Source organism: Desulfobacter hydrogenophilus, assembly GCF_004319545.1.
GTDB classification, from domain to species: Bacteria; Desulfobacterota; Desulfobacteria; order Desulfobacterales; family Desulfobacteraceae; genus Desulfobacter; species Desulfobacter hydrogenophilus.
Genome location: NZ_CP036313.1, coordinates 4122452 through 4140677 on the forward strand (window position 1 = coordinate 4122452; position 18226 = coordinate 4140677).

At 47.9% G+C, this 18226-nt stretch carries 15 protein-coding genes and 2 pseudogenes; 9 read left to right on the plus strand and 8 right to left on the minus strand.

The genetic code is table 11. The features are described from left to right. Positions 1-7: 7 nt before the first annotated feature. Positions 8-268, plus strand: a complete 261-nt coding sequence (locus EYB58_RS18325; RefSeq protein ID WP_111958724.1) for a YHS domain-containing protein — start codon at positions 8-10, stop codon at positions 266-268. Positions 269-502: 234 nt separating this feature from the next. Then, positions 503-985, plus strand: a complete 483-nt coding sequence (locus EYB58_RS18335; protein ID WP_111958722.1) for a SoxR reducing system RseC family protein — start codon at positions 503-505, stop codon at positions 983-985. A 52-nt stretch (positions 986-1037) separates the two neighbouring features. Here the strand turns inward: EYB58_RS18335 and EYB58_RS18340 are convergent, their stop codons facing one another. Next, on the minus strand, positions 1038-1355 hold the full coding sequence (locus tag EYB58_RS18340) for an SHOCT domain-containing protein (protein ID WP_170299812.1): 318 nt from the start codon (positions 1353-1355) through the stop codon (positions 1038-1040). Positions 1356-1460: 105 nt separating this feature from the next. Then, a complete protein-coding gene (locus EYB58_RS18345) occupies positions 1461-1934 on the minus strand; it encodes a periplasmic heavy metal sensor (protein WP_111958718.1) in 474 nt (157 codons plus the stop codon). Positions 1935-2288: 354 nt separating this feature from the next. Between EYB58_RS18345 and EYB58_RS18350 the strand changes: the two genes are divergently transcribed. The 4 genes from EYB58_RS18350 (at position 2289) to EYB58_RS18365 (ending at position 7810) form a co-directional block, all read left to right on the plus strand. Then, the gene (locus tag EYB58_RS18350; RefSeq protein ID WP_111958716.1) at positions 2289-2558 is read left to right on the plus strand and encodes a metal-sensitive transcriptional regulator; all 270 of its coding nucleotides are present in this window, start codon (positions 2289-2291) and stop codon (positions 2556-2558) included. Between the two features lie 14 nt (positions 2559-2572). Next, a complete protein-coding gene (locus EYB58_RS18355) occupies positions 2573-5287 on the plus strand; it encodes a heavy metal translocating P-type ATPase (RefSeq protein WP_111958714.1) in 2715 nt (904 codons plus the stop codon). Positions 5288-5810: 523 nt separating this feature from the next. Then, on the plus strand, positions 5811-6731 hold the full coding sequence (locus EYB58_RS18360; RefSeq protein ID WP_111958712.1) for an Lcl C-terminal domain-containing protein: 921 nt from the start codon (positions 5811-5813) through the stop codon (positions 6729-6731). Positions 6732-7216: 485 nt separating this feature from the next. Beyond that, a complete protein-coding gene (locus EYB58_RS18365) occupies positions 7217-7810 on the plus strand; it encodes a tyrosine-type recombinase/integrase (protein ID WP_111958710.1) in 594 nt (197 codons plus the stop codon). A 170-nt stretch (positions 7811-7980) separates the two neighbouring features. On the opposite strand, the pseudogene EYB58_RS24850 reads toward EYB58_RS18365, so the two are convergent. Continuing rightward, positions 7981-8082: pseudogene (locus tag EYB58_RS24850) on the minus strand (peptidoglycan-binding domain-containing protein); the annotation flags it as partial. A 111-nt stretch (positions 8083-8193) separates the two neighbouring features. Here EYB58_RS24850 and relB point away from each other — a divergent pair. The 3 genes and pseudogenes from relB to EYB58_RS18385 all read left to right on the plus strand — a co-directional run. Continuing rightward, a complete protein-coding gene (gene relB / locus EYB58_RS18375) occupies positions 8194-8349 on the plus strand; it encodes a type II toxin-antitoxin system RelB family antitoxin (RefSeq protein ID WP_165477781.1) in 156 nt (51 codons plus the stop codon). A gap of 190 nt (positions 8350-8539) precedes the next feature. Then, entirely contained in the window at positions 8540-8806 is a 267-nt protein-coding gene (locus EYB58_RS24855) for a type II toxin-antitoxin system RelE family toxin (RefSeq protein ID WP_111958708.1), read from the plus strand. Positions 8807-9101: 295 nt separating this feature from the next. Next, positions 9102-9395, plus strand: a pseudogene (locus tag EYB58_RS18385) (ISKra4 family transposase); the annotation flags it as partial. 92 nt (positions 9396-9487) lie between these two features. Here EYB58_RS18385 and EYB58_RS18390 read toward each other — a convergent pair. The 5 genes from EYB58_RS18390 to EYB58_RS18410 form a co-directional block, all read right to left on the minus strand. Beyond that, on the minus strand, positions 9488-10435 hold the full coding sequence (locus EYB58_RS18390) for a hypothetical protein (RefSeq protein ID WP_111958706.1): 948 nt from the start codon (positions 10433-10435) through the stop codon (positions 9488-9490). A 15-nt stretch (positions 10436-10450) separates the two neighbouring features. After that, positions 10451-11473: a hypothetical protein gene (locus EYB58_RS18395; RefSeq protein ID WP_111958704.1), complete on the minus strand. Its 1023-nt coding sequence runs from the start codon at positions 11471-11473 to the stop codon at positions 10451-10453. Positions 11474-11553: 80 nt separating this feature from the next. After that, entirely contained in the window at positions 11554-11910 is a 357-nt protein-coding gene (locus EYB58_RS18400; protein ID WP_111958702.1) for a hypothetical protein, read from the minus strand. Positions 11911-12068: 158 nt separating this feature from the next. Beyond that, entirely contained in the window at positions 12069-14432 is a 2364-nt protein-coding gene (locus tag EYB58_RS18405; RefSeq protein WP_111958700.1) for a Kelch repeat-containing protein, read from the minus strand. A gap of 2 nt (positions 14433-14434) precedes the next feature. After that, positions 14435-18205, minus strand: coding sequence for a hypothetical protein (locus EYB58_RS18410; protein WP_111958698.1), 3771 nt, complete (start codon positions 18203-18205; stop codon positions 14435-14437). Between the last annotated feature and the right edge of the window lie 21 nt (positions 18206-18226).

Here is an 18226-nt window from a genome sequence, read left to right on the forward strand (position 1 = left end):
GGTTATCATGACACGTTCACAAGCCCAAAAATTAAGGGTACAAAAAGATTTGGTCTGCGGGATGGATGTTGCCTCCGAAAATGCTCAATTTACTTTTGAACTGGACAACAAGACCTACTACTTCTGCGCAGCAGCCTGCCGTGACAAATTTGAAAAGCCCCCTGATAAATACCTGAAACACAGTTCATTTTTTCTCAAAAGATGGTGGGACAATTATTTGAAACGATTGAACAAAGTCACCAACGGCAAGTCCCAGTGCTGCCATTAGACAAAGCGGAAAGCCGCGGTCACATATTTTATGATCCGGTTGGTTTTCCGGATAACCGGTTTTTATCTGCTTCACTGACTCGGTTTAATGCAGCTGGAGTTCTGGTATCCTTTGACATGTTCCTGATATTTTTAAGGCAGTTGCATCATAGTCTTGCAGACCTTGCCATGGCAGCAAGCAGCATATCCGTGGTCACAAACAGTTTCAGACTGTACAACGCAAAGGAGACGAACAATGAAAAAAGAAGATATGATGCATACAAGAGGGCTTGTTATTAAAAAAGAAAAGAACGGATTTGCACAGGTCGTCATGGATCGAAAAAGTGCCTGTTCAGGGTGTGATACGGGGAAGGTGGACAAGTGCCGCTCCTGTCTGACAGGAACGAAAATAAAAGCCAGGGTTCACAATTCCAAAGGTGCTGAGGAAGGGGACATTGTTACGGTCAGTATGAGCCGGGCAAAAATCATGAAAGGGGATGCCGCTTTTTATTTGATCCCAGTTATTTTCCTGATTGCAGGGGCCTTTATCGGTTCTTCTCTTGGGGATTTTTTGACGATCGACAACAGCATCTCAGCCATAATTGGTGGATTTGTCAGTCTTGTTTTCGGATTTTACATTGTCCGGAAAATATCCGAGCGCATGAATTCAGACCAGGGACTGGTCCCGGAAATTACGGAGATCGTCTCTTCAGGTTCCAGTAACATCCCGGTCAAATGAAATACAGATAGCTTATATTCTGGTAGTGGTAACTTTAATAATCAAGGGATGGTCATAAAAATTTGCTTTTTTCTTTAAATTCTTCGATATCAATTTCACCATTTGCCAAACGTTTTTTCAATAAATCCAACGCGGTCTGATGGGCATTGTCTGACTGGCTCAGCTTAATTATCCACCGGACAACAAGGATTAATATAACCAGAAGGATTACCCAGAAAAAAATCATCGACCAGCCCATATATCCGCCGCCCATCATGTGAGCGCCTGGATAGAAGGCCTGGGTGTTACCCCATCCGGCAATGGAACTTCCTGTAAAAACAAATAGTATGGCTAATACCCATATGCCAAGGGAAATTATATTTTTCATCATCTTCACCTGCTTTCATTTTAATATTGAAGATCTCCTCAGGCGACTTAACCAAAGACTAAATGCCGGGGTAAGGTCAAACGTATACCCCGACATTGTGATCAATGTTTAGAAACAGCCACCGTATCCGTGTCCACCCATGCCCATGCCGTAATTAAAACCAGGGGCTTTGTCAGAAAAAAGCTTCTGCATTTCTCTTTTATGGTCAAAACGTTTTTTTTCAATCTTTGAAGACAGATCAAACAGTTCTTTTTCTAACGTGTCTATTTTAGTCTGGTCTTTCTCAGGCTTTGAATATTCCTTATTCAATTCGACGCGTTTCTGGTAATATTCACTTCTAACCTCCTGAGTTTCTGAGAAAAATTTATTCATCTGGTCGTGCATCATCTGCTGATCTTCCACGGACAGATCATTCCACATGTGGCCGCCCATATGGTAGCCATCCATCATGCCGTAACCACCCCTGTGATAGCCGCCCCCCATGTTATAGCCACTGCCATGGGCAAATGCATAGGCTGCAAAAGCGGTAAGAAGAAGGATGGTTCCGAGAATAAAAACTTTTTTGATTGAATGATTAGTCATGTCTATAAACTCCTTTATATTTGGGTTGCTAAAATCAATGCCAACGCATTTGTAATTGTATAATTCAACAACTATGCCAAAACTGTATCGTGCTGATATTACATGCAATGTCCATGTTTTTGAAATCTTAATTAAAATTGACTGGTTAATTTTTAGGCAGAAGGCGGATAATTATTAGGCACCATATCATGGATATGATGCTGGATTACTTGATTGATATATAAGCTACAATTAAAGATCGCACCATCGAAGTCTATTGAGAACCTACAAAGAACACATGGGAAATGCCGACCTTGACATATACCCTACCAGGGCATAGTATATAGTATGACATATCAATTATAAAGGAGGCACATGAACCCCGGATATAAAGACCAGATACCCAGTTTAAATCGTATTGAAGGACAGATTAAAGGTATCAAAAAAATGGTAGAGGACGGCCGGTACTGTGTTGACATTTTAACTCAGCTCAAAGCAGTTAAAGCGGCTGTTCACAAAGTCGAGCAGGAGATACTAAAATCACATATGCAGCATTGCTTAATGCATGTAGTGCAGTCAAAAAATGAAAACGATATTTTAGAAAAGATTGAAGAATTAATGCAGCTCTTAAGCAAGCGAATATAAAAAGGGGGGTCATTATGAGTATTAAGACCCAACTATTAGATATCAATGGCATGACATGCGGCGCATGCGTTCGTCATGTCGAAAATGCCGCAAAAGAGGTGCCGGGCGTTAAAGACGCTTCGGTAAATTTTGCGACAGAAAAGTTGAAAGTTTCATACCAACCTGAAAAATTTAAAATAGAGGATCTAACAGCAGCAATAAAGAAAGCAGGATACGAAGGATATCCTGAGAAGACGGAAAATTCAAAGACGTTTGGCGTCAAAGGGATGACCTGCGCAGCATGTGTAAAGAGAGTAGAAGATGCAATTGCCGATGTGAAAGGGATAAAATCGGCAACAGTTAATTTGGCAACCGAGAAAGTCCGTATAACTTTTTCAGATAATGAACTGGATCTTTCTGATATTTTCCATGTGGTTGAAACAGCAGGCTACCAACTTGTGGAAGCCGGTGAAGAAGAGTCTGAAAATAAGAAAAACATAGAACTTAAACGGCAATTTACCAGCCTTGTTGTTTCCATAGGTTTTGCGATTCCATTGCTTCTTATTGCCATGCTTGAGATGGTCGGCATTCCCCTTCCGGACTTTATCAGTCCGATGCACAGCCCGAAAACGTTTGCTGTGAGTCAACTATTCCTCACGATTCCCATAATTTTCTGCGGTCTCCATTTTTATGTTAAAGGGTTTCCTGCCCTTTTCAGGGGGCATCCAAATATGGACTCTCTCATCGCCATAGGTACAACCTCAGCTATCGTTTACAGTGCGTTTAATACCGTCCTGATACTGACAGGCAGGACGGATCTTGTGATGCACCTGTATTATGAAACTGCCGGGGTGATCATCGCATTAATAAAGGTTGGAAAATATATGGAGGCTGTCAGCAAAGGCAAAACATCAGGCGCAATAAAAAAACTGATGGGATTACAGCCTAAAACAGCTATCCTTGTGAAAGAGGGTAAGGAATCCATTGTCCCGATTGAGCAAGTTGTTCCAGGTGATGTGCTCTTGGCAAAGCCTGGAGAAAAAATTGCTGTGGACGGTACTGTTCTTGAAGGACGCACATCGGTCGATGAATCCATGTTGACAGGGGAAAGTATCCCGGTTGACAAAACAGCCGGCGATACGGTTATAGGTGCCAGCATGAATCAGACCGGAACGATTCGTTACCGCGCAGACCGAGTCGGCAAAGAAACAGCGCTTGCCCAGATCATTCAGTTGGTTGAGGAGGCCCAGGGGAGTAAGGCGCCTATTGCAAGAATGGCTGATATCATTGCCGGCTATTTTGTTCCGGTGGTTATTGGTATCGCCCTGGTTTCAAGTGGTGCCTGGTTTATCGGCGGTGCAGAAATAAGCTTTGCGCTGAAAATTTTTATTGCAGTACTTGTGATTGCCTGCCCTTGCGCCCTGGGACTTGCAACGCCGACGGCAATTATGGTCGGTACAGGACGGGGGGCTTCTCTGGGTATTTTGATCAAGGGTGGTCAACCTTTGGAAATCGCCAGCCGGGTTAAAACCATTGTGTTTGATAAAACCGGCACCATCACAGAGGGTGAACCAAAGGTGACCGATGTTATCGCATTTAACGGTTTTGAAAAAAATGAAGTTTTACAGTTTTCAGCATCAGCAGAAAAAGGATCTGAACATTCTTTAGGTGCCGCCATTGTAAAAGAATATGAAAAGCTGGATACGCCCTTCCATCAGCTGAACGATTTTACTGCAGTGGCAGGCCGGGGCATTCGGGCAAACGTAAATGATAGAAACCTGATGCTTGGCAATATTGAATTCATGACTGAAAATAATATCTCTGCAAACGATATTCCAGAAGCCGACATCTTATCTAAGGAAGGTAAAACAGTCATGTATTTGGCATTGGATGGGAAATTAGCCGGGATCATTGCGGTTGCAGACGTCGTGAAATCCGATTCAGCGGATGCCATTGCAAAACTCCACAAGATGGGAATTAAAACGGTAATGCTGACTGGTGACAACAAACTAACGGCTGCCGCCATAGCAAAACAGGTGAAAATAGATGAAGTCGTATCGCAGGTCATGCCTGGCGAAAAAGCGGAGAACGTTAAACAACTTCAAGCTGACGGCTCGTTTGTGGCTATGGTTGGCGATGGTATAAACGATGCACCTGCATTGGCTCAGTCAGATATTGGATTCGCAATTGGATCTGGAACCGATGTGGCTATGGAATCTGCAGGTATTGTTTTAATGCAAAACAGCCTGAGTGGCGTTGTGACAGCAATACAACTGAGCCGGGCGACTTTACGGAATATAAAAGAGAATCTGTTTTGGGCATTTGCCTACAATACAGCGGGGATTCCCGTGGCAGCAGGCGTTCTATATTTATTTGGAGGACCGGTATTGAACCCGATGTTTGCTGCTGCAGCCATGGCAATGAGTTCTGTATCCGTTGTAACCAATGCCTTGAGATTAAGATATTTTAAACCGGATGAAGGAATACAGTATCCTGATCAAAATATAAAATCTGAAAACAAGGAGACGGAAATGAAAACAAAAATCAACATTGATGGTATGAGTTGTATGCATTGTGCAAAAACCGTAACAGAGAAACTCAATGGTGTTGAGGGGATTTCTTCAACCACGGTTAATCTTGAAGAAAAGCATGCGATTGTGGACTCAAATTCTCCCGTGGACGAGGCGCTTGTTACCCAGGTGATAACTGATGCGGGTTACAAAGTCTTGGGAATTGAAGCACATAAGTAATAAAAAGTATGATTATTTTAGGTGGAGACTATGCCAAAACGGGGGGTGAAAGTTACGAAAACATGACTGATAGCAACAGGGGCGAATTTGTTACTCCAAGTGCATGTTCAGACCCTTAACGGAGATTTACAGGTGACGGATTTACCCTAAATTTTTAGCGACACCCATAGTAATAAGAATGCAACCGTTTAAGATTCGTTCTAACGGCTGCATTTTTTAGTAACATAAATTTCTCAATAGCACCGCTTTTAGAGAGAGTTACAAATCAGCAAAATTTAGAAATACAACCGAGCGAGCCTTTTGTCTATAAGTGTTCGTTTTTCAGAGAGCTGTACCGGATACAACATATTGGGGCGCCGCGAGGGCGCAGGATACCAGCGGATGAAGGTTTCGCCTGAGAAATTGTCGGTTGACCCGGGTAACTGCCCAGAGAGTGGGACAGGGAGACCTCTCTGCTGCACTTATAGGTGCCGATAACTGGCTTTCCTACCGTGAGAGCTTTCATTTAAAAACAAGGAGGAGAATGAATCGTTTTTTGTTAGAGAATGAAACTGTAATTGATAGGCAGACGGGTTTGATGTGGACAAAAAATGCCGCTTTATTAGATTTCCCCATGAGTTGGAATGAGGCTTTAAATATTGTTAAAGAGCTCAACAAATCAACCCTTTATGGCTACCAAAATTGGAAAATCCCCAATCGTAAAGAATTATTGAGTTTGATGAGTCATAATACGATTAATCCAAGTCTGCCAATCGACCATCCTTTTACAAACGTATTTACCGGTTACTATTGGACTTCTTCAACTTGTGCAAGATTGCCTGATCAGGCATGGTACATTCATTTGGGAGGTGCCAGAGTATTCAAGGGAATGAAATATGGTTCATATATGGTTTGGCCTGTCCGAACTGTAGAAAGCCCGAATAAAAGCAAATTGTTTCAGACCGGGCAAAAGACTTGTTTTGATGAAAGCGGTATTATTATAGATTGTCATGATACCGGTCAAGATGGCGAGTTACAGGCAGGCATTGAGTTCACCAGGGATCGTTTCATAAATAATAAACAGACTATCTATGACAATGATACAGGTCTGACATGGTTACGAGATGCAAATTTCCATAGTGAAATGACGGATTGGGCTTCGGCTTTTAATTTGATTTCAAAGATGAATACAGAACTGGTATATGGACACAATGATTGGCGAGTCCCCAATATTATTGAACTGGAGAGTTTAACAGATATGAGCCAACATTCTCCAGCTTTGCTGGATGGTCATTTATTTAATGATGTACAGAAATTTTATTGGTCTTCAACCACGAGCATGTATGATACGAATTATGCATGGGTATTGTATATGGTAGACGGATCTATTGGCGTTGGATATAAGCCGTTATCGGAATTTTATCTCTGGCCTGTAAGAGGAAAAGAAAAAATGATGATCTTATGACTGCTAACTAAGCAAATTCAGCCGATGCGAAAAGCCGCACGCCTGATTAGCGACGTTGATTTTCAGTATTTTTTTAGAAAAACAAAACCCCGCAATGTGTCTATTTATGTTGTGTGTAACCCTTGCCAGTAAAGGCGTTTACTTCTTTTGTTATTGATCGTTGTTCATTTAGACATCTGTCGTTATAGTGAGGTCCGGGCAGCCAGCCAGTGGGTTTGGGACAAAAGGTGTAAAATCGAGAGAGTGCCGAAACGAATAGATTTGAGTGACCACGCTGTTTTGAGAAAGTTTTTTGATTCAGATTAAGAGACTTCTTCTCTAATCACTTCCCAACTTTCATCCGAAAGTTGGGAATGGAGAAATCAGCTCCAAAGCTTATCAATAAAAGCTTTGGGGTGTTTTTTTGAAATTCTGGCTTGCTTTTTTGAAAATTATATCCTAACTTTTATATTTTTTTTTATTAAAAGTTGGGGATTATTTAACGCATGAAAAATTTAAATCATCCTAAGAAGGGAAGCCATATTTCTGTTGAGCCGATCCGGAAACAAAAAGACATTAAGCTGATTAAAAAAGTATTGCGGGATTCTCCTCGAAATTTTTGTTTATTCGTTTTAGGGATCAACACCAATCTTCGGGCTTCAGATCTGCTGAGTATCAAAGTTCATCAAGTGAGGCACCTTCAGCCCGGGGAAGAAATTACCCTGAAGGAAAAAAAGACACACAAACCAAGACGGATTAACCTAAACAGAGTTTGCATTGAAGCTATTCAAAATCTGCTTAGATCGCAAGAATATACGGATGATGACTTCCTTTTTCTGAATAACCGGAAAAACAAAAAGGCTCTGACGGTTTCCAGCCTGAGCACTTTGGTTAAAAAATGGTCTAAGGATATCAACCTGAAAGGGAATTATGCCAGCCATTCCCTAAGAAAAACCTGGGGATATCATCAGCGGGTCACCTTTGGCGTTGGGATTCCCGAATTAATGGTTTGTTTCAATCACTCCAGCCAGAAGCAAACTTTAGACTATCTGTGCATCCAGCCCGAAGAGATTAAAAGCGTCTATCAAAACGAACTTTAAAAAAGTTGGCACTTTATGTAACTATGTGGTCATTGGGCTTTTTAAAGTCCCATTGATTTTACACATAAGATGTAATACTTCATACACAAATGCATATATAGTTCTTTGTGTAATTTGGGAGCCAAAATGAATAATCCATTCACCTATAGCGATCAACTGCTATCCGCAGCTTATTGAGTAACTTTTTTCGACGGCTCACCATCAATTCGAATTGATTGCTGTTTCTGAAATTGCTTGATCGCACGACGGGTCCTATTGCCAATTATCCCATCCTCTGGGCCTACCGGAACTTGATATCAACCCCTCTGTTGTACAATGGGGTAGTTGACAAATTTTTTTTGAAGTATACATGTGAATACATGTATTCATGAAAAGGAGTTAATATGCCAACATCAGTAAGATTACCAGAGGAAACAGAAAAAAGATTAGCGGCCCTGGCTTTAGAAACGGGTCGGTCAAAAGCCTTTTATATCCGTGAAGCCATTTTGAAATATATAGATGAAATGGATGATGTTTATTTAGCCGAAAAACGCATTTAAGATATGAAGCGCAGCGGAGATCAGACTATTCCTCTTGAAAATTTGATGGAGCAATATGGCCTGGAAAGTTGAATTTCAGGCTACCGATTTAAGCCGGGACGCCCTTTAAAACAAGGTTTCTCCGAAACACCTGGTTCATGAGGCTTAGGTCCTGCAAAACTCTCATCCCCGTGTCAAACTGTCCCGCGTTATATCGGTAGCCCAATTTCAAAAGGATGCTGAAAAAGAACTTGCTCGAATTGATCGGCAACAGGCAAAGCGTACTTTGCGGTACCTGTTTGAAAGAATTGCCACTGAAGAAGACCCCAAGCGATTCGGGGACGGCCTGAAAAGCAATTTGGCCAGCTTGTGGAAGTATCGCATTGGGGATTATCGAATTATTTATGAAATTCAGGACGTCGTTGTAAAAGTCGTTGTGGTTCGTATCGGTCATCGTCGAGACGTCTACAAATTCTGATTTCCCCACTGCCCCCCGGTTTGGTATGGTCTCCAAGTAAAAATGGTCATGACATCTTTCCCGGTAAAAATCTCTATTCAACTGTCAATAATGCCTTGGACCTTTTTATAAAAAGTGTCAACAATAAAAAAAATGATCTTTTTGACGGTATTTTATAGGCTGTCAAAAAGGTATACCTTGTTCGATTTTTAATTTTCTGAATAGATGACCAAAACACATGCAGCATAAGTGTAGCGTTTCAAACCGTACCTTTTCGTACAAATGTCCCCGCTGGTCCGTTATACTAAAGATTGGGAAAGCTCTCGGTGAATTTCACCACTACATTTCCTCAAATCAAAACTTCATTCCAAATTATGGGGAACGCCACCGCTACGGGGAAATAATTTCAACGGCATTTGTGGAGTCCACGGTGAATGAGGTCATCAGCAAACGAATGGTGAAGAAACAACAGATGCGTTGGACAAAACAGGGGGCGCATTTGTTACTCCAAGTGCGTGTTCAGACCCTCAACGGAGACTTAAGGGATACCTTCTGTCAATGGTATCCCGGCATGACGCGTGAGGCGGAAAACCTTTTAAAGGCGGCTTAGCCCCCGTTTTGGCATGGTCTCCTTCTTTTGCCAACTTTTGGGAAAAAGTTGGCACTTTATGCAGCTATGTGGTCATTGGGCCTAGTACCTGGTTAGCTCTCCGATAGCAGTATTTCTGTACTAAAGCCACCAAGACTGACAACCATCTGTCTCATGCCGCTGCCGGTTATTTTCAGACATTCAAAGGTCAGTGAATAATTGCTTTGTGCACTTACATCCTCTGCATATAGATTCAACGTAATGTTTGCAGAGTAGTTTGCATCGAGACTGACCGGGATGGATGGCTCCATATTGGGCGTGGTCACCGTGGTTCTGGGTAATGATATGGATTCGCCATTTGCATTGTTATTGTCCGAGGAAAATGAGAGCTGGGCACCAACAGGTACATTTTTGCATCTCACCATAAACGAAAGGTTATCACCTGCTGTATTATTCAGGACGATTGACGTGGTCGTGGTGCTGGTCAGGCCTTTTTCCGGCGGCTTGGGGACGGCATATTCCATCCAGCCTACCCCCCCATTGTTGACGACGAGATCCTTTATATCCATTGGATTCATTGAATCCGGGTTCACCGGGTTCGGGTTGTCGTCGGTGTATACGACGGCTATGAGTGAGTATGGGTTTTCGCTCGATGGCTTGTCCGGCGTCCATACAAAAGCCTGTTCTGTCACGGCGATATCGCCTTCATCGTTTACAGCGATGGGAACACTGTTATTGCCCGTGCCTGTTGATATGCGTGTCCAGGCATCGGGGTTAGACAGGTTGGATTTTGATGACTGGTAAAGGATAACTGTTCCGCTCTGTGCGCCATCCTTGAAATTCCTGGCGCGGACGTAGATGTAGTTGTCCTCCCCATAACTTATTGCTTTGCCGACGTACTGATCATAGTTACCGGAAAATGAGCTGGCCGGGTCTTCGGCCGAGCCATCCCCCCAGGCAATGATGTCAGGCGAGTCCGAGAGAGTTTTGCCGTTGCGTGGCAGGTCGTTGTCTTCTTTGAGATTGCTTCTGACGAACAGGTCTAGGTATCTAATCGACATTTTTTATTCTCCTTTTTACTTTACCTGGGTGGAGTCACTACCCACCGGGACAATGTTGTATACGGGCATATCTCTAAGCATGCCTGTCTTTAGATCGTGGTGAAGTGAATTTGGGAATACCTCCAGGGCCGGTTTTGCATATGCTGCAACCGCATCCTTCCCCTGTGAGACGACCGATGCACTCATGGACACCCTGAAGCGTGGCAGTTTTCCTAGTCCGTTTTCATAGTATGAGTAAGACATTTCCGATTCCCAGCCAGCAGGCACGTCGTAGGTCAGGCTCACCTGAAACTGAGTCTCTTTGGTTACTTTGGTTTTGGGCAGGTTGATGTATGTCCCGTCCGGTAGGGGCGTTCCACACGAGAATGATATCTCGGTTCCGATCTTCAGGTTTTCGGCGGTGAGGGTGAATATGATCTTTTCGGCGGTGCTGGAACCCGGGTATTTTGTGCTGTTGGTAAAGGTGGGGGCGCCGGCTGTGGTGATCTGAATATTATGCCAGCCTGTGCCACCGGTCTTGGCAATCCATGCGGCCAGGTCATTCAGGGAGGTGATGTTGTCTCCGGGCAGTTGCCTTTCATAGGGATGGTCTGGGGTGGAGACAATGGTAATGAGGCAGTGGTGCTCGTTGATATCGGAGGGTATCCAGGTAAAGGGATCTATTGTCACGCCTATGTCATTCGGTGCCACATCCGTTATATCACTGGTTTCACTGCCATTTGTGGTTTTCATTGTATTTTTAAGCCACTGGCTTGGATACAGAAAGATGCTTTGCGGGGCGAAAAATACCCTGGCCGTGCCGGTTAATGCACTGCTGGTGAGATTTTTTCCACGTACGTAAATATAGTTTTGTGCCTTGGCGACCAGGGCCTGGCCGACATTTTTATCATAATTACCCTTGAATAAACTGGTGGGTTTCTGTACCGGTTCGGTGCCCCAGGGTATAAGGTCGGGGCAGGCGGTCCAGCCACCCGTACGCGGTACTGATCCGGTGTCCTGCAAGTTTTGTCTAATAAGAATTCCATCATATTGAGCCATGGTTTAATCCTCCTTGTCTTTATTGATGTTATTTTGCTCCGGCCTGGGCCGTGCGGGTTTTGACCCGCGGTGGGTCTTTGTTAAATCGATGTGGTATGCAGAATGTCTTCCCCTGCTTGAACCATGATTGCGGCACACATGGCTATGTTGAAACCGGGCAAGGGTGCATGGCCATTGGAATACCATGAGTAATGAATGGTGGTCTTGAAATTGGCCGGGATGAGGAGGCTCACACCTGCCTGGAAACTGGATGACTTCATAACGGGTGTTATCGGCAGGTCTATTTTCTGCCCATCGGGGAGTTCGTTGTCTGCATAAAATGAAACCGCGGAACCCACGGGTACATTTTTACAGTAAAGATAAAATAAGGTGTGTTCTGCCGTGGCTGAGCTGATAAAAGAAACCGCCTGCGTCCATGTCGGTGCATTGTCTTCCATGTTCACCTCCTTGTTGTAATTTACTCGTGAGTCGTAAGTTCTACAAAAGCCTGCTGAGTATAGTTCATCTCACAGGCTGTCAAGCCTCGGAACACGTCCCGTTCAAAATAAATAGAATAGCGATATGGGCCTGGCTTCTAAGAATTGCGATGGCCCGATTAAGGTGGCCCGAAGGCCCACACCGTCTTATTATTACTGGCACCATTTATCGTGCCGCCAGTAAACCATATGGCACCATAGAAGGTTGCGGAACCTTCATTGTCTGAATTGCGCCAGCCTGGACCAAGGCCCATATTCCAGTTGCCATCACTGCCTAGAATATTATTATCGGAAATGGTGTTTCCGTATTGGTCCTTACCCCCAATGACATACAGGTTTGAGCCTATGGCATGAACATTAGCACCACTTCTGGCCTGCCAGTTTATTAAGCCCCCTAAGCCACTCCAGTAAATACCGTCGCGACTCTGCCAGGCATCAGCCAATACACCATCCGCTGTCATGCCAGCAACGATACAGAGTTTCTGGTTGAACACCGTCAGGCCAAATTCACTACGGGCGGGCCAGATGGCGGCCTCTGTTTCCTGTTCCCATGTGACACCGTCCGTCGAACTCCAGACATCCTTTAAGCGTGTTCCGGAGGCATCCACACCGCCCATGACCCATAACTTGCCGGAAAAGGCGATGCATCCCAGCCCTGACCGTGCACTCCAGTGCCCCGTAGCTGCGGCCTGTGTCCAGATAGCACCGTCCGTGCTATACCAAATTTCATCGACGACACGGCTGCTTCCGGCATCGATTCTGGATTCACCACCCATGAGCCACATCTTGTTGTCGAAGACACAGCCGGCGGACTGGCCCCTGGGAGAAAAGGCAGCATTGTTGGTAACGACATGCCAGTTGAAGCCGTCACGTGTATTGAATACCCAACTGTTCACATCCTCCGTACCACCAGCAAGGAACCACAGGCGGTTGCTGAATGACAGTATCACCGGGCGTCCCCAGGTATCCCAAGGCCCGGCTATCTCCTTTTTTTTCCAGCCATTAGGTATCGGAAAGACATCCAGTTCGCTGCTGACCGGCCCACCCTGACCATTTGCCGTGAGGGTGTAGTGAACGGTGTCTGTGGGATGGATGATGGTGGCCGTTGAGTTATTTGGTACTTTCTGTGTACCGTTAATGGGTGGCTCTACGGTGCAGGTCACGGCGGACAGGGTGTCCCAGGTAAGCGTGACCGGGTCACCGTAATGCGCCCCAGTTGCCGGGGTGGCCTGAAAATTAATTATTTTTACATCAAGGACGTCCACGGTAACGGTTTTTGCCGTTTTCGTGGCAAGCTGATCATCATAGGCCGTCAGCGTATAGGTTGTCGTCCTGGCGGGATAAACCTTGTAACCACCGTTTTCCTGAATCGGTACATCAATGTTGCCGTCATTTACCGGGCTTAACGTGCACCGGTTGGCGTTGAATGTCTTCCAGGTAAGTTCGACCTCGGTACCGCTCTCAACATTGTTTTGCTGTGCCTCAAGAACCTTGATGGCAAGTTTTGGTACCTGTTTTTCTATTACCAGCGCCTGACAGCCATCATCATAGTTGGGGATGTTGGATGACTGCAGGTAGAGATTGGTGGATGAGGGTTCAAAGTCGGTCACGATATTTTCAATCCTGAATTCGGCAATGGCTTTTGCACCGGTGCCGAGTATCTCCGGACTTTTCGGGTAGATTGCCCAGTGGGGCGGGTCGAACTGGGTGCGGTCCTGAATCGTCCACTGGGTACCATAATCCTTGTATATCCCGACCCTGATATCCTTGGTCCTGTCGATGGTGGCCAAGGCGCCATAGCCGGGTGCCTGTTTCGCGGTGACAAAGCTCAGGTAGAATACCGGTGTCTTTGTGGGTGTGGTGCCGGTCGGTACGATGGGCTTTGCCGAGGTATTGTCCAGCCTGAGTATCAGCGTGTTGGAGGGTATCTGATCCTGGTCGTTGACATTGATGAAGACCTCGTTGCCGTCGACGAAAGACAGTGCAAGCACATCCCTGAGCTTGTTATGGGTGGTGGGCAGCTCTTCAAGAAACAGATTCAGCTGAATGCCGAAATCGGCAACACCCGGAATATTGTAATAGTCAACATTGAACGAGCCCGGTCCCGCCTGTCCGCCAGCGCTGATGTTGCTTAGGGTAAACGAGAAGTTGTCACCGCTGTTTACCACGATATCCTCTATCGGGGTCAATGCCCAACTGGTAAATCGATGTGCCTGCCATCCCTTGGGTGGGGTGACCTTTAGGGCGGCGAATTCCTCGGACGTAAGAATGGTGGTGATGGTGAAGTAAAGAGAGGTTGGTCCGGCTGAGGTGATGCTCCCCTCATCCACGAGGGTGCCGCCCTTGAGCGTGATCGGTGAAGAACCGCCGTAGGTGAAGGTAAAGACCAGCTCATTCTTGCTGGCGTCCTGGATGATATAAATGACACTTTCGTCATTGGACTTATTGACGATGCTGAACTCAACCGGTGGCTGTTGGCTCATGCTCAATTCTCCTTTTTGGGCTTAGGGTTCGGCTGGAGTTTCAGCCACCCTTCGCTCGCCTGTTGTGGTAATAGGGTAATAGGGCCGCTGGGTCCGGCTGCGCTGATTGGGTTAATGGTCCATTGACCGACGCCGTGTTCCTCAGTGACCCAGTTCCAGATGTAGCCGCTCTCATCAGGCACCGGCATGCTGGCCTCGCCACTGTTGAGCACCGGTGTGGTCAGGAAGGTGACCGTCATCGCATCCAGGTCGTCGGTGATGATGGCCGGCGGGATGGTCAATTCCTTCATCGGCAGTACGCCGGTGGTGGCATGGACCGAGGCGTGGGGATCCATCAGCATGCAGATGAGCACCGGCGGGGCCGCCGGATCGGCGGTGACCACGATCTGGTCGAAGGCCGGTTCCACCACGCCATGGCGGTCAGAGGATGTGGCCGCCGGGGCGTAAAACGTCCGATAGGCGGTTTTGGCGCCGTCATCGATAAAGTAGCCGATCATGCCGTCATTGATATCGCTCAGGTCACCCAGGCGCACCGGAACCTTTAGCTGCGGCAGACCACCCTCGTCACGCACCGACGGGTCACCGCCATCGATGGCGGCCTTGAAGGCGTCTTTGTTCTGGTTCATTGACGGTAGGCCCATCAAATCCAGATATAGCGAGGCGCGCACCAGGGCCAACGGGCGGCCGATCAGAACCGACAGATTTTTCTGCTCCTTGTAATTGGTTGGAGAGATGCCGGTGACACTGTCATTGATGACCTGCAGCATTTCACCGAGATAGCCGGCGGGGTCGGCACTGGCATTCATGCCCAGGGCGAAGTTCCTGAGGTGTGGATTGGCATTGGCGAAGACCTCTTCGATGTCTTTATTGTAGGTATCCTGGTTGCCGGGGGCACCCTGCCAGAACTGACCATGCTGGTTGAACGAGCCAAGTGCGTTGCCATGCGTATCGTAGATCACCAGCGACTCGTCAAGATGATTGAACAGCACCCAGCCGCATACCGGGGTGGTGGCGGGATGGCTGTTCACTTCAACCTGGTCGTCCTGGGCAGACAGCCACCTGAACAGCAGCCGGGACGGCTGGGTGATACGCGGCGGCAGGCTGATCAGGCCGGAGGGGTCGCTGGCCGTCTTGAGAGCGGCGGCACGGATAACGGCGGGCTTCTCGATATCAATGACCTGGCCGAAGGCATCAATGACCCTGAGCCGGCTGAGCTCCATCGCGCCGTTGCGCAATGGGCAGAAGGTGTTGTTCTCCTTGGGTGAATCGATATTTTCCCCGCCGACCGCCTGGTTGACCTTCTTGTTGGTGAAATTGGAGAAAAACAGCCCCTTGAGGATGGCCAGTGGATCGGACACCTCCATTTGCAGCACCCGGTCAAGCATGAGGAAGTCCTGGTTGAAGCCGCTAAGGGCCTGGGCCTGCATGGACAGGCTTATCTCATCCAGCATCTGCTGCAGTTCGCCGTCACGGTCGTCGTCGGGGAAGTTGGCGATGTAGTTGCTGATCTGCTGTTTGATGTTGATCTCGGTATTGTGGGTCAGCACGATGGTGCCCTGATAGGTCCGGGCGTTGCTGCGGTCCACCGGGATGGTCCCTTTGAAGGTCAGGTCGATGTCGTCAGCATCCAGCCCATACTGCGAGGTGATGACATCTTCCGCGTAGGGGGGCAGGACGTTTGGATAATGCGTCGTCTGCCACTGCATGATGATGGGTATCCACGGTGCGCGCCATTGCTTGAATGAGGCGAAGCTTGGCACCAGGCCGGTAAAGGCGATGTCGCTTGAGGCGCTGGCATCCGCGAAGAGATTATGCTGCGCCGCCTTGACCGCTTCGGTAAACGCGGACAGGTTGCTTAGCGCCGGGTTGTCGTCACCGCCGAGCGCTGCGATACCGGCAGCCAGCAGGCAGGCTTGGTTGGTGTCGATGAAAAAGGCCTCGCCCAGCAGGGCCTGCAGCGGCCCCACAAAGACCAGCGCCGACGAGGTCGGCAGACCGGGCAGGTTGGCCGCTTCCAGCGTGAAGGCGCCGCCGTTGAACATCATCGCGGAGATGATGTTGCTGCTGAGACGGCAGATGAGGTTGCCGTCGCTATCGCAGGCATCGACGGGGTTATAGCGGTAGGGCGGCTTGACATCTTCGCCGGAAAAAAGGACCACCGGGTCGTTCGGGTTCCAATAGCGCGCTGAAGCGGTGGGGAGCAGCACATAGTCGTCACCGATAAGCCCGTTCAGCGTTTGCCTGTTCTGTTCCAGTTGCGCCTGCAGCGTGGCCAGGTCGTTGATCTTGTCGTTTAACAGCGACAACTCGCTTTGAATGAATTCCATCGCTTCGTTGCTGCTGATCTCGACGTTGGCCGGCGGCAGCTGGGCGTACTCGATCTTCATGTAGCGATACCAGTCGGCAAAGATCCTGGCCCTCAGCGAGCTGATGACCAGGGCGGCTTCGTCGAGGGCCTGTTGACTGGCATTTAGCGTGTTCAGGGCGTTGCCGATCTCCGGCGGCAGCCGGTCCAGTTTGTTGCTTGCCGCCGCGGCTATGCTCTCGTCGGTAATCACCACGTTGTCTTCCATGCCCGCCGATTTAGTCTTTACGTTCCATATCGTGCCGTGGTTTGAAGAGGCAAAACCATTCTGATGTAGGGCCTCGTCCATGTCGGCGAGCCCGCCGGGCAGGGAGGTGCGGCTGAGCAGGCCGAGCTGCAGTGCATTTAGAATCGTTTCAACGTTAGGCAGTGATGCCAGATCGGGCTGGGCGGCGAGCAGGGCCGAGAGGGCCTCGACCGTGGTATTGCCAACAGCAATCTCCAGATCGGGGCCGGGATTTTTCTGTTCTATATAGTGGGTATCTTCATTCCAGGTGATACCGGTCATCAGGGCGTTATACAGCGTGCGGGTCGGAACATCCTTGCTGCCATCATCGTCGAAGACCCATTTGTACAAGGCTTTGATATGGGCGGTTTTTTGCGCATGATCTGCCTCTGCAGTGTAGCTGATGCGTATCATCGGGTCTTCCGAGGCATCGGCGTGCCATCCGCTTAACATATAGGATATTCGGGTGCTGTCCGGCGGGTAGTCGGTGGGGTCAAGATCCTCCAGCGTATCCCAGAAGCCGAAGACGTTTGGGCAGAATTCATAGGCCGCCGCATAGGTCGGTTCCCCGAAACCCAGGGCCGTCAGGGAACCGCGCTCCGCGCCGGGGTCCTCAGACCAGGTGTCAAAGGGAAAGGCACAGCCCATTGTCTTTGACGACTTATTGTTTTCGGTGCTGGGATTGGGTTGGATCGGTACGTCGAGGCTCTTCCGGTTTTGTTTGTTCAACGGGACCGAATCACCACTCTTGTCCCACAGACGGTCGCTTTCTATGACCCAGGCCTTGAGGTCGCTGGTGGGCTGTTCCGAATCGGCACTATTGGTGGCGATGCGTACCACCAGCCAGCGATTGGGTGCAGGTGGAAACTCGATACTGCCGTTGTCTTCCGCTTGAGCACCGTGGGCTATGGCATCGGGAAGGGCCCAGTGCAGGTGTATGCCCACATCCAGCGGGTCCGAGACCGGTTGAAAGCTCTCCGCCACGACCTGGTTGCTTATATAGGGACCCTGGTTATGGGCGGTGCCGTCTGCGGCATAGGGCAGTAAGGAAAAATCCGGTGCCAGGCGTGAGAAGTCCTTGGTGCCATAAGGGCTCTGTACCGACCCGTTAACATCCGTATTCCCCACACAAAGGGCGGCCAGATCCACCGGTACTATAAGGGTGTTTGAGAGAGTGCTCATACAGGTGATAGCCTCCGTTTA

Bases quoted from the DNA above. Each gene is read 5' to 3' on its own strand.
- EYB58_RS18325 (WP_111958724.1), top strand. From the start codon at position 8: ATGACACGTTCACAAGCCCAAAAATTAAGGGTACAAAAAGATTTGGTC.
- EYB58_RS18335 (WP_111958722.1), top strand. From the start codon at position 503: ATGAAAAAAGAAGATATGATGCATACAAGAGGGCTTGTTATTAAAAAA.
- EYB58_RS18340 (WP_170299812.1), bottom strand. From the start codon at position 1,355: ATGATGAAAAATATAATTTCCCTTGGCATATGGGTATTAGCCATACTA.
- EYB58_RS18345 (WP_111958718.1), bottom strand. From the start codon at position 1,934: ATGACTAATCATTCAATCAAAAAAGTTTTTATTCTCGGAACCATCCTT.
- EYB58_RS18350 (WP_111958716.1), top strand. From the start codon at position 2,289: ATGAACCCCGGATATAAAGACCAGATACCCAGTTTAAATCGTATTGAA.
- EYB58_RS18355 (WP_111958714.1), top strand. From the start codon at position 2,573: ATGAGTATTAAGACCCAACTATTAGATATCAATGGCATGACATGCGGC.
- EYB58_RS18360 (WP_111958712.1), top strand. From the start codon at position 5,811: ATGAATCGTTTTTTGTTAGAGAATGAAACTGTAATTGATAGGCAGACG.
- EYB58_RS18365 (WP_111958710.1), top strand. From the start codon at position 7,217: ATGAAAAATTTAAATCATCCTAAGAAGGGAAGCCATATTTCTGTTGAG.
- relB (WP_165477781.1), top strand. From the start codon at position 8,194: ATGCCAACATCAGTAAGATTACCAGAGGAAACAGAAAAAAGATTAGCG.
- EYB58_RS18390 (WP_111958706.1), bottom strand. From the start codon at position 10,435: ATGTCGATTAGATACCTAGACCTGTTCGTCAGAAGCAATCTCAAAGAA.
- EYB58_RS18395 (WP_111958704.1), bottom strand. From the start codon at position 11,473: ATGGCTCAATATGATGGAATTCTTATTAGACAAAACTTGCAGGACACC.
- EYB58_RS18400 (WP_111958702.1), bottom strand. From the start codon at position 11,910: ATGGAAGACAATGCACCGACATGGACGCAGGCGGTTTCTTTTATCAGC.
- EYB58_RS18405 (WP_111958700.1), bottom strand. From the start codon at position 14,432: ATGAGCCAACAGCCACCGGTTGAGTTCAGCATCGTCAATAAGTCCAAT.
- EYB58_RS18410 (WP_111958698.1), bottom strand. From the start codon at position 18,205: ATGAGCACTCTCTCAAACACCCTTATAGTACCGGTGGATCTGGCCGCC.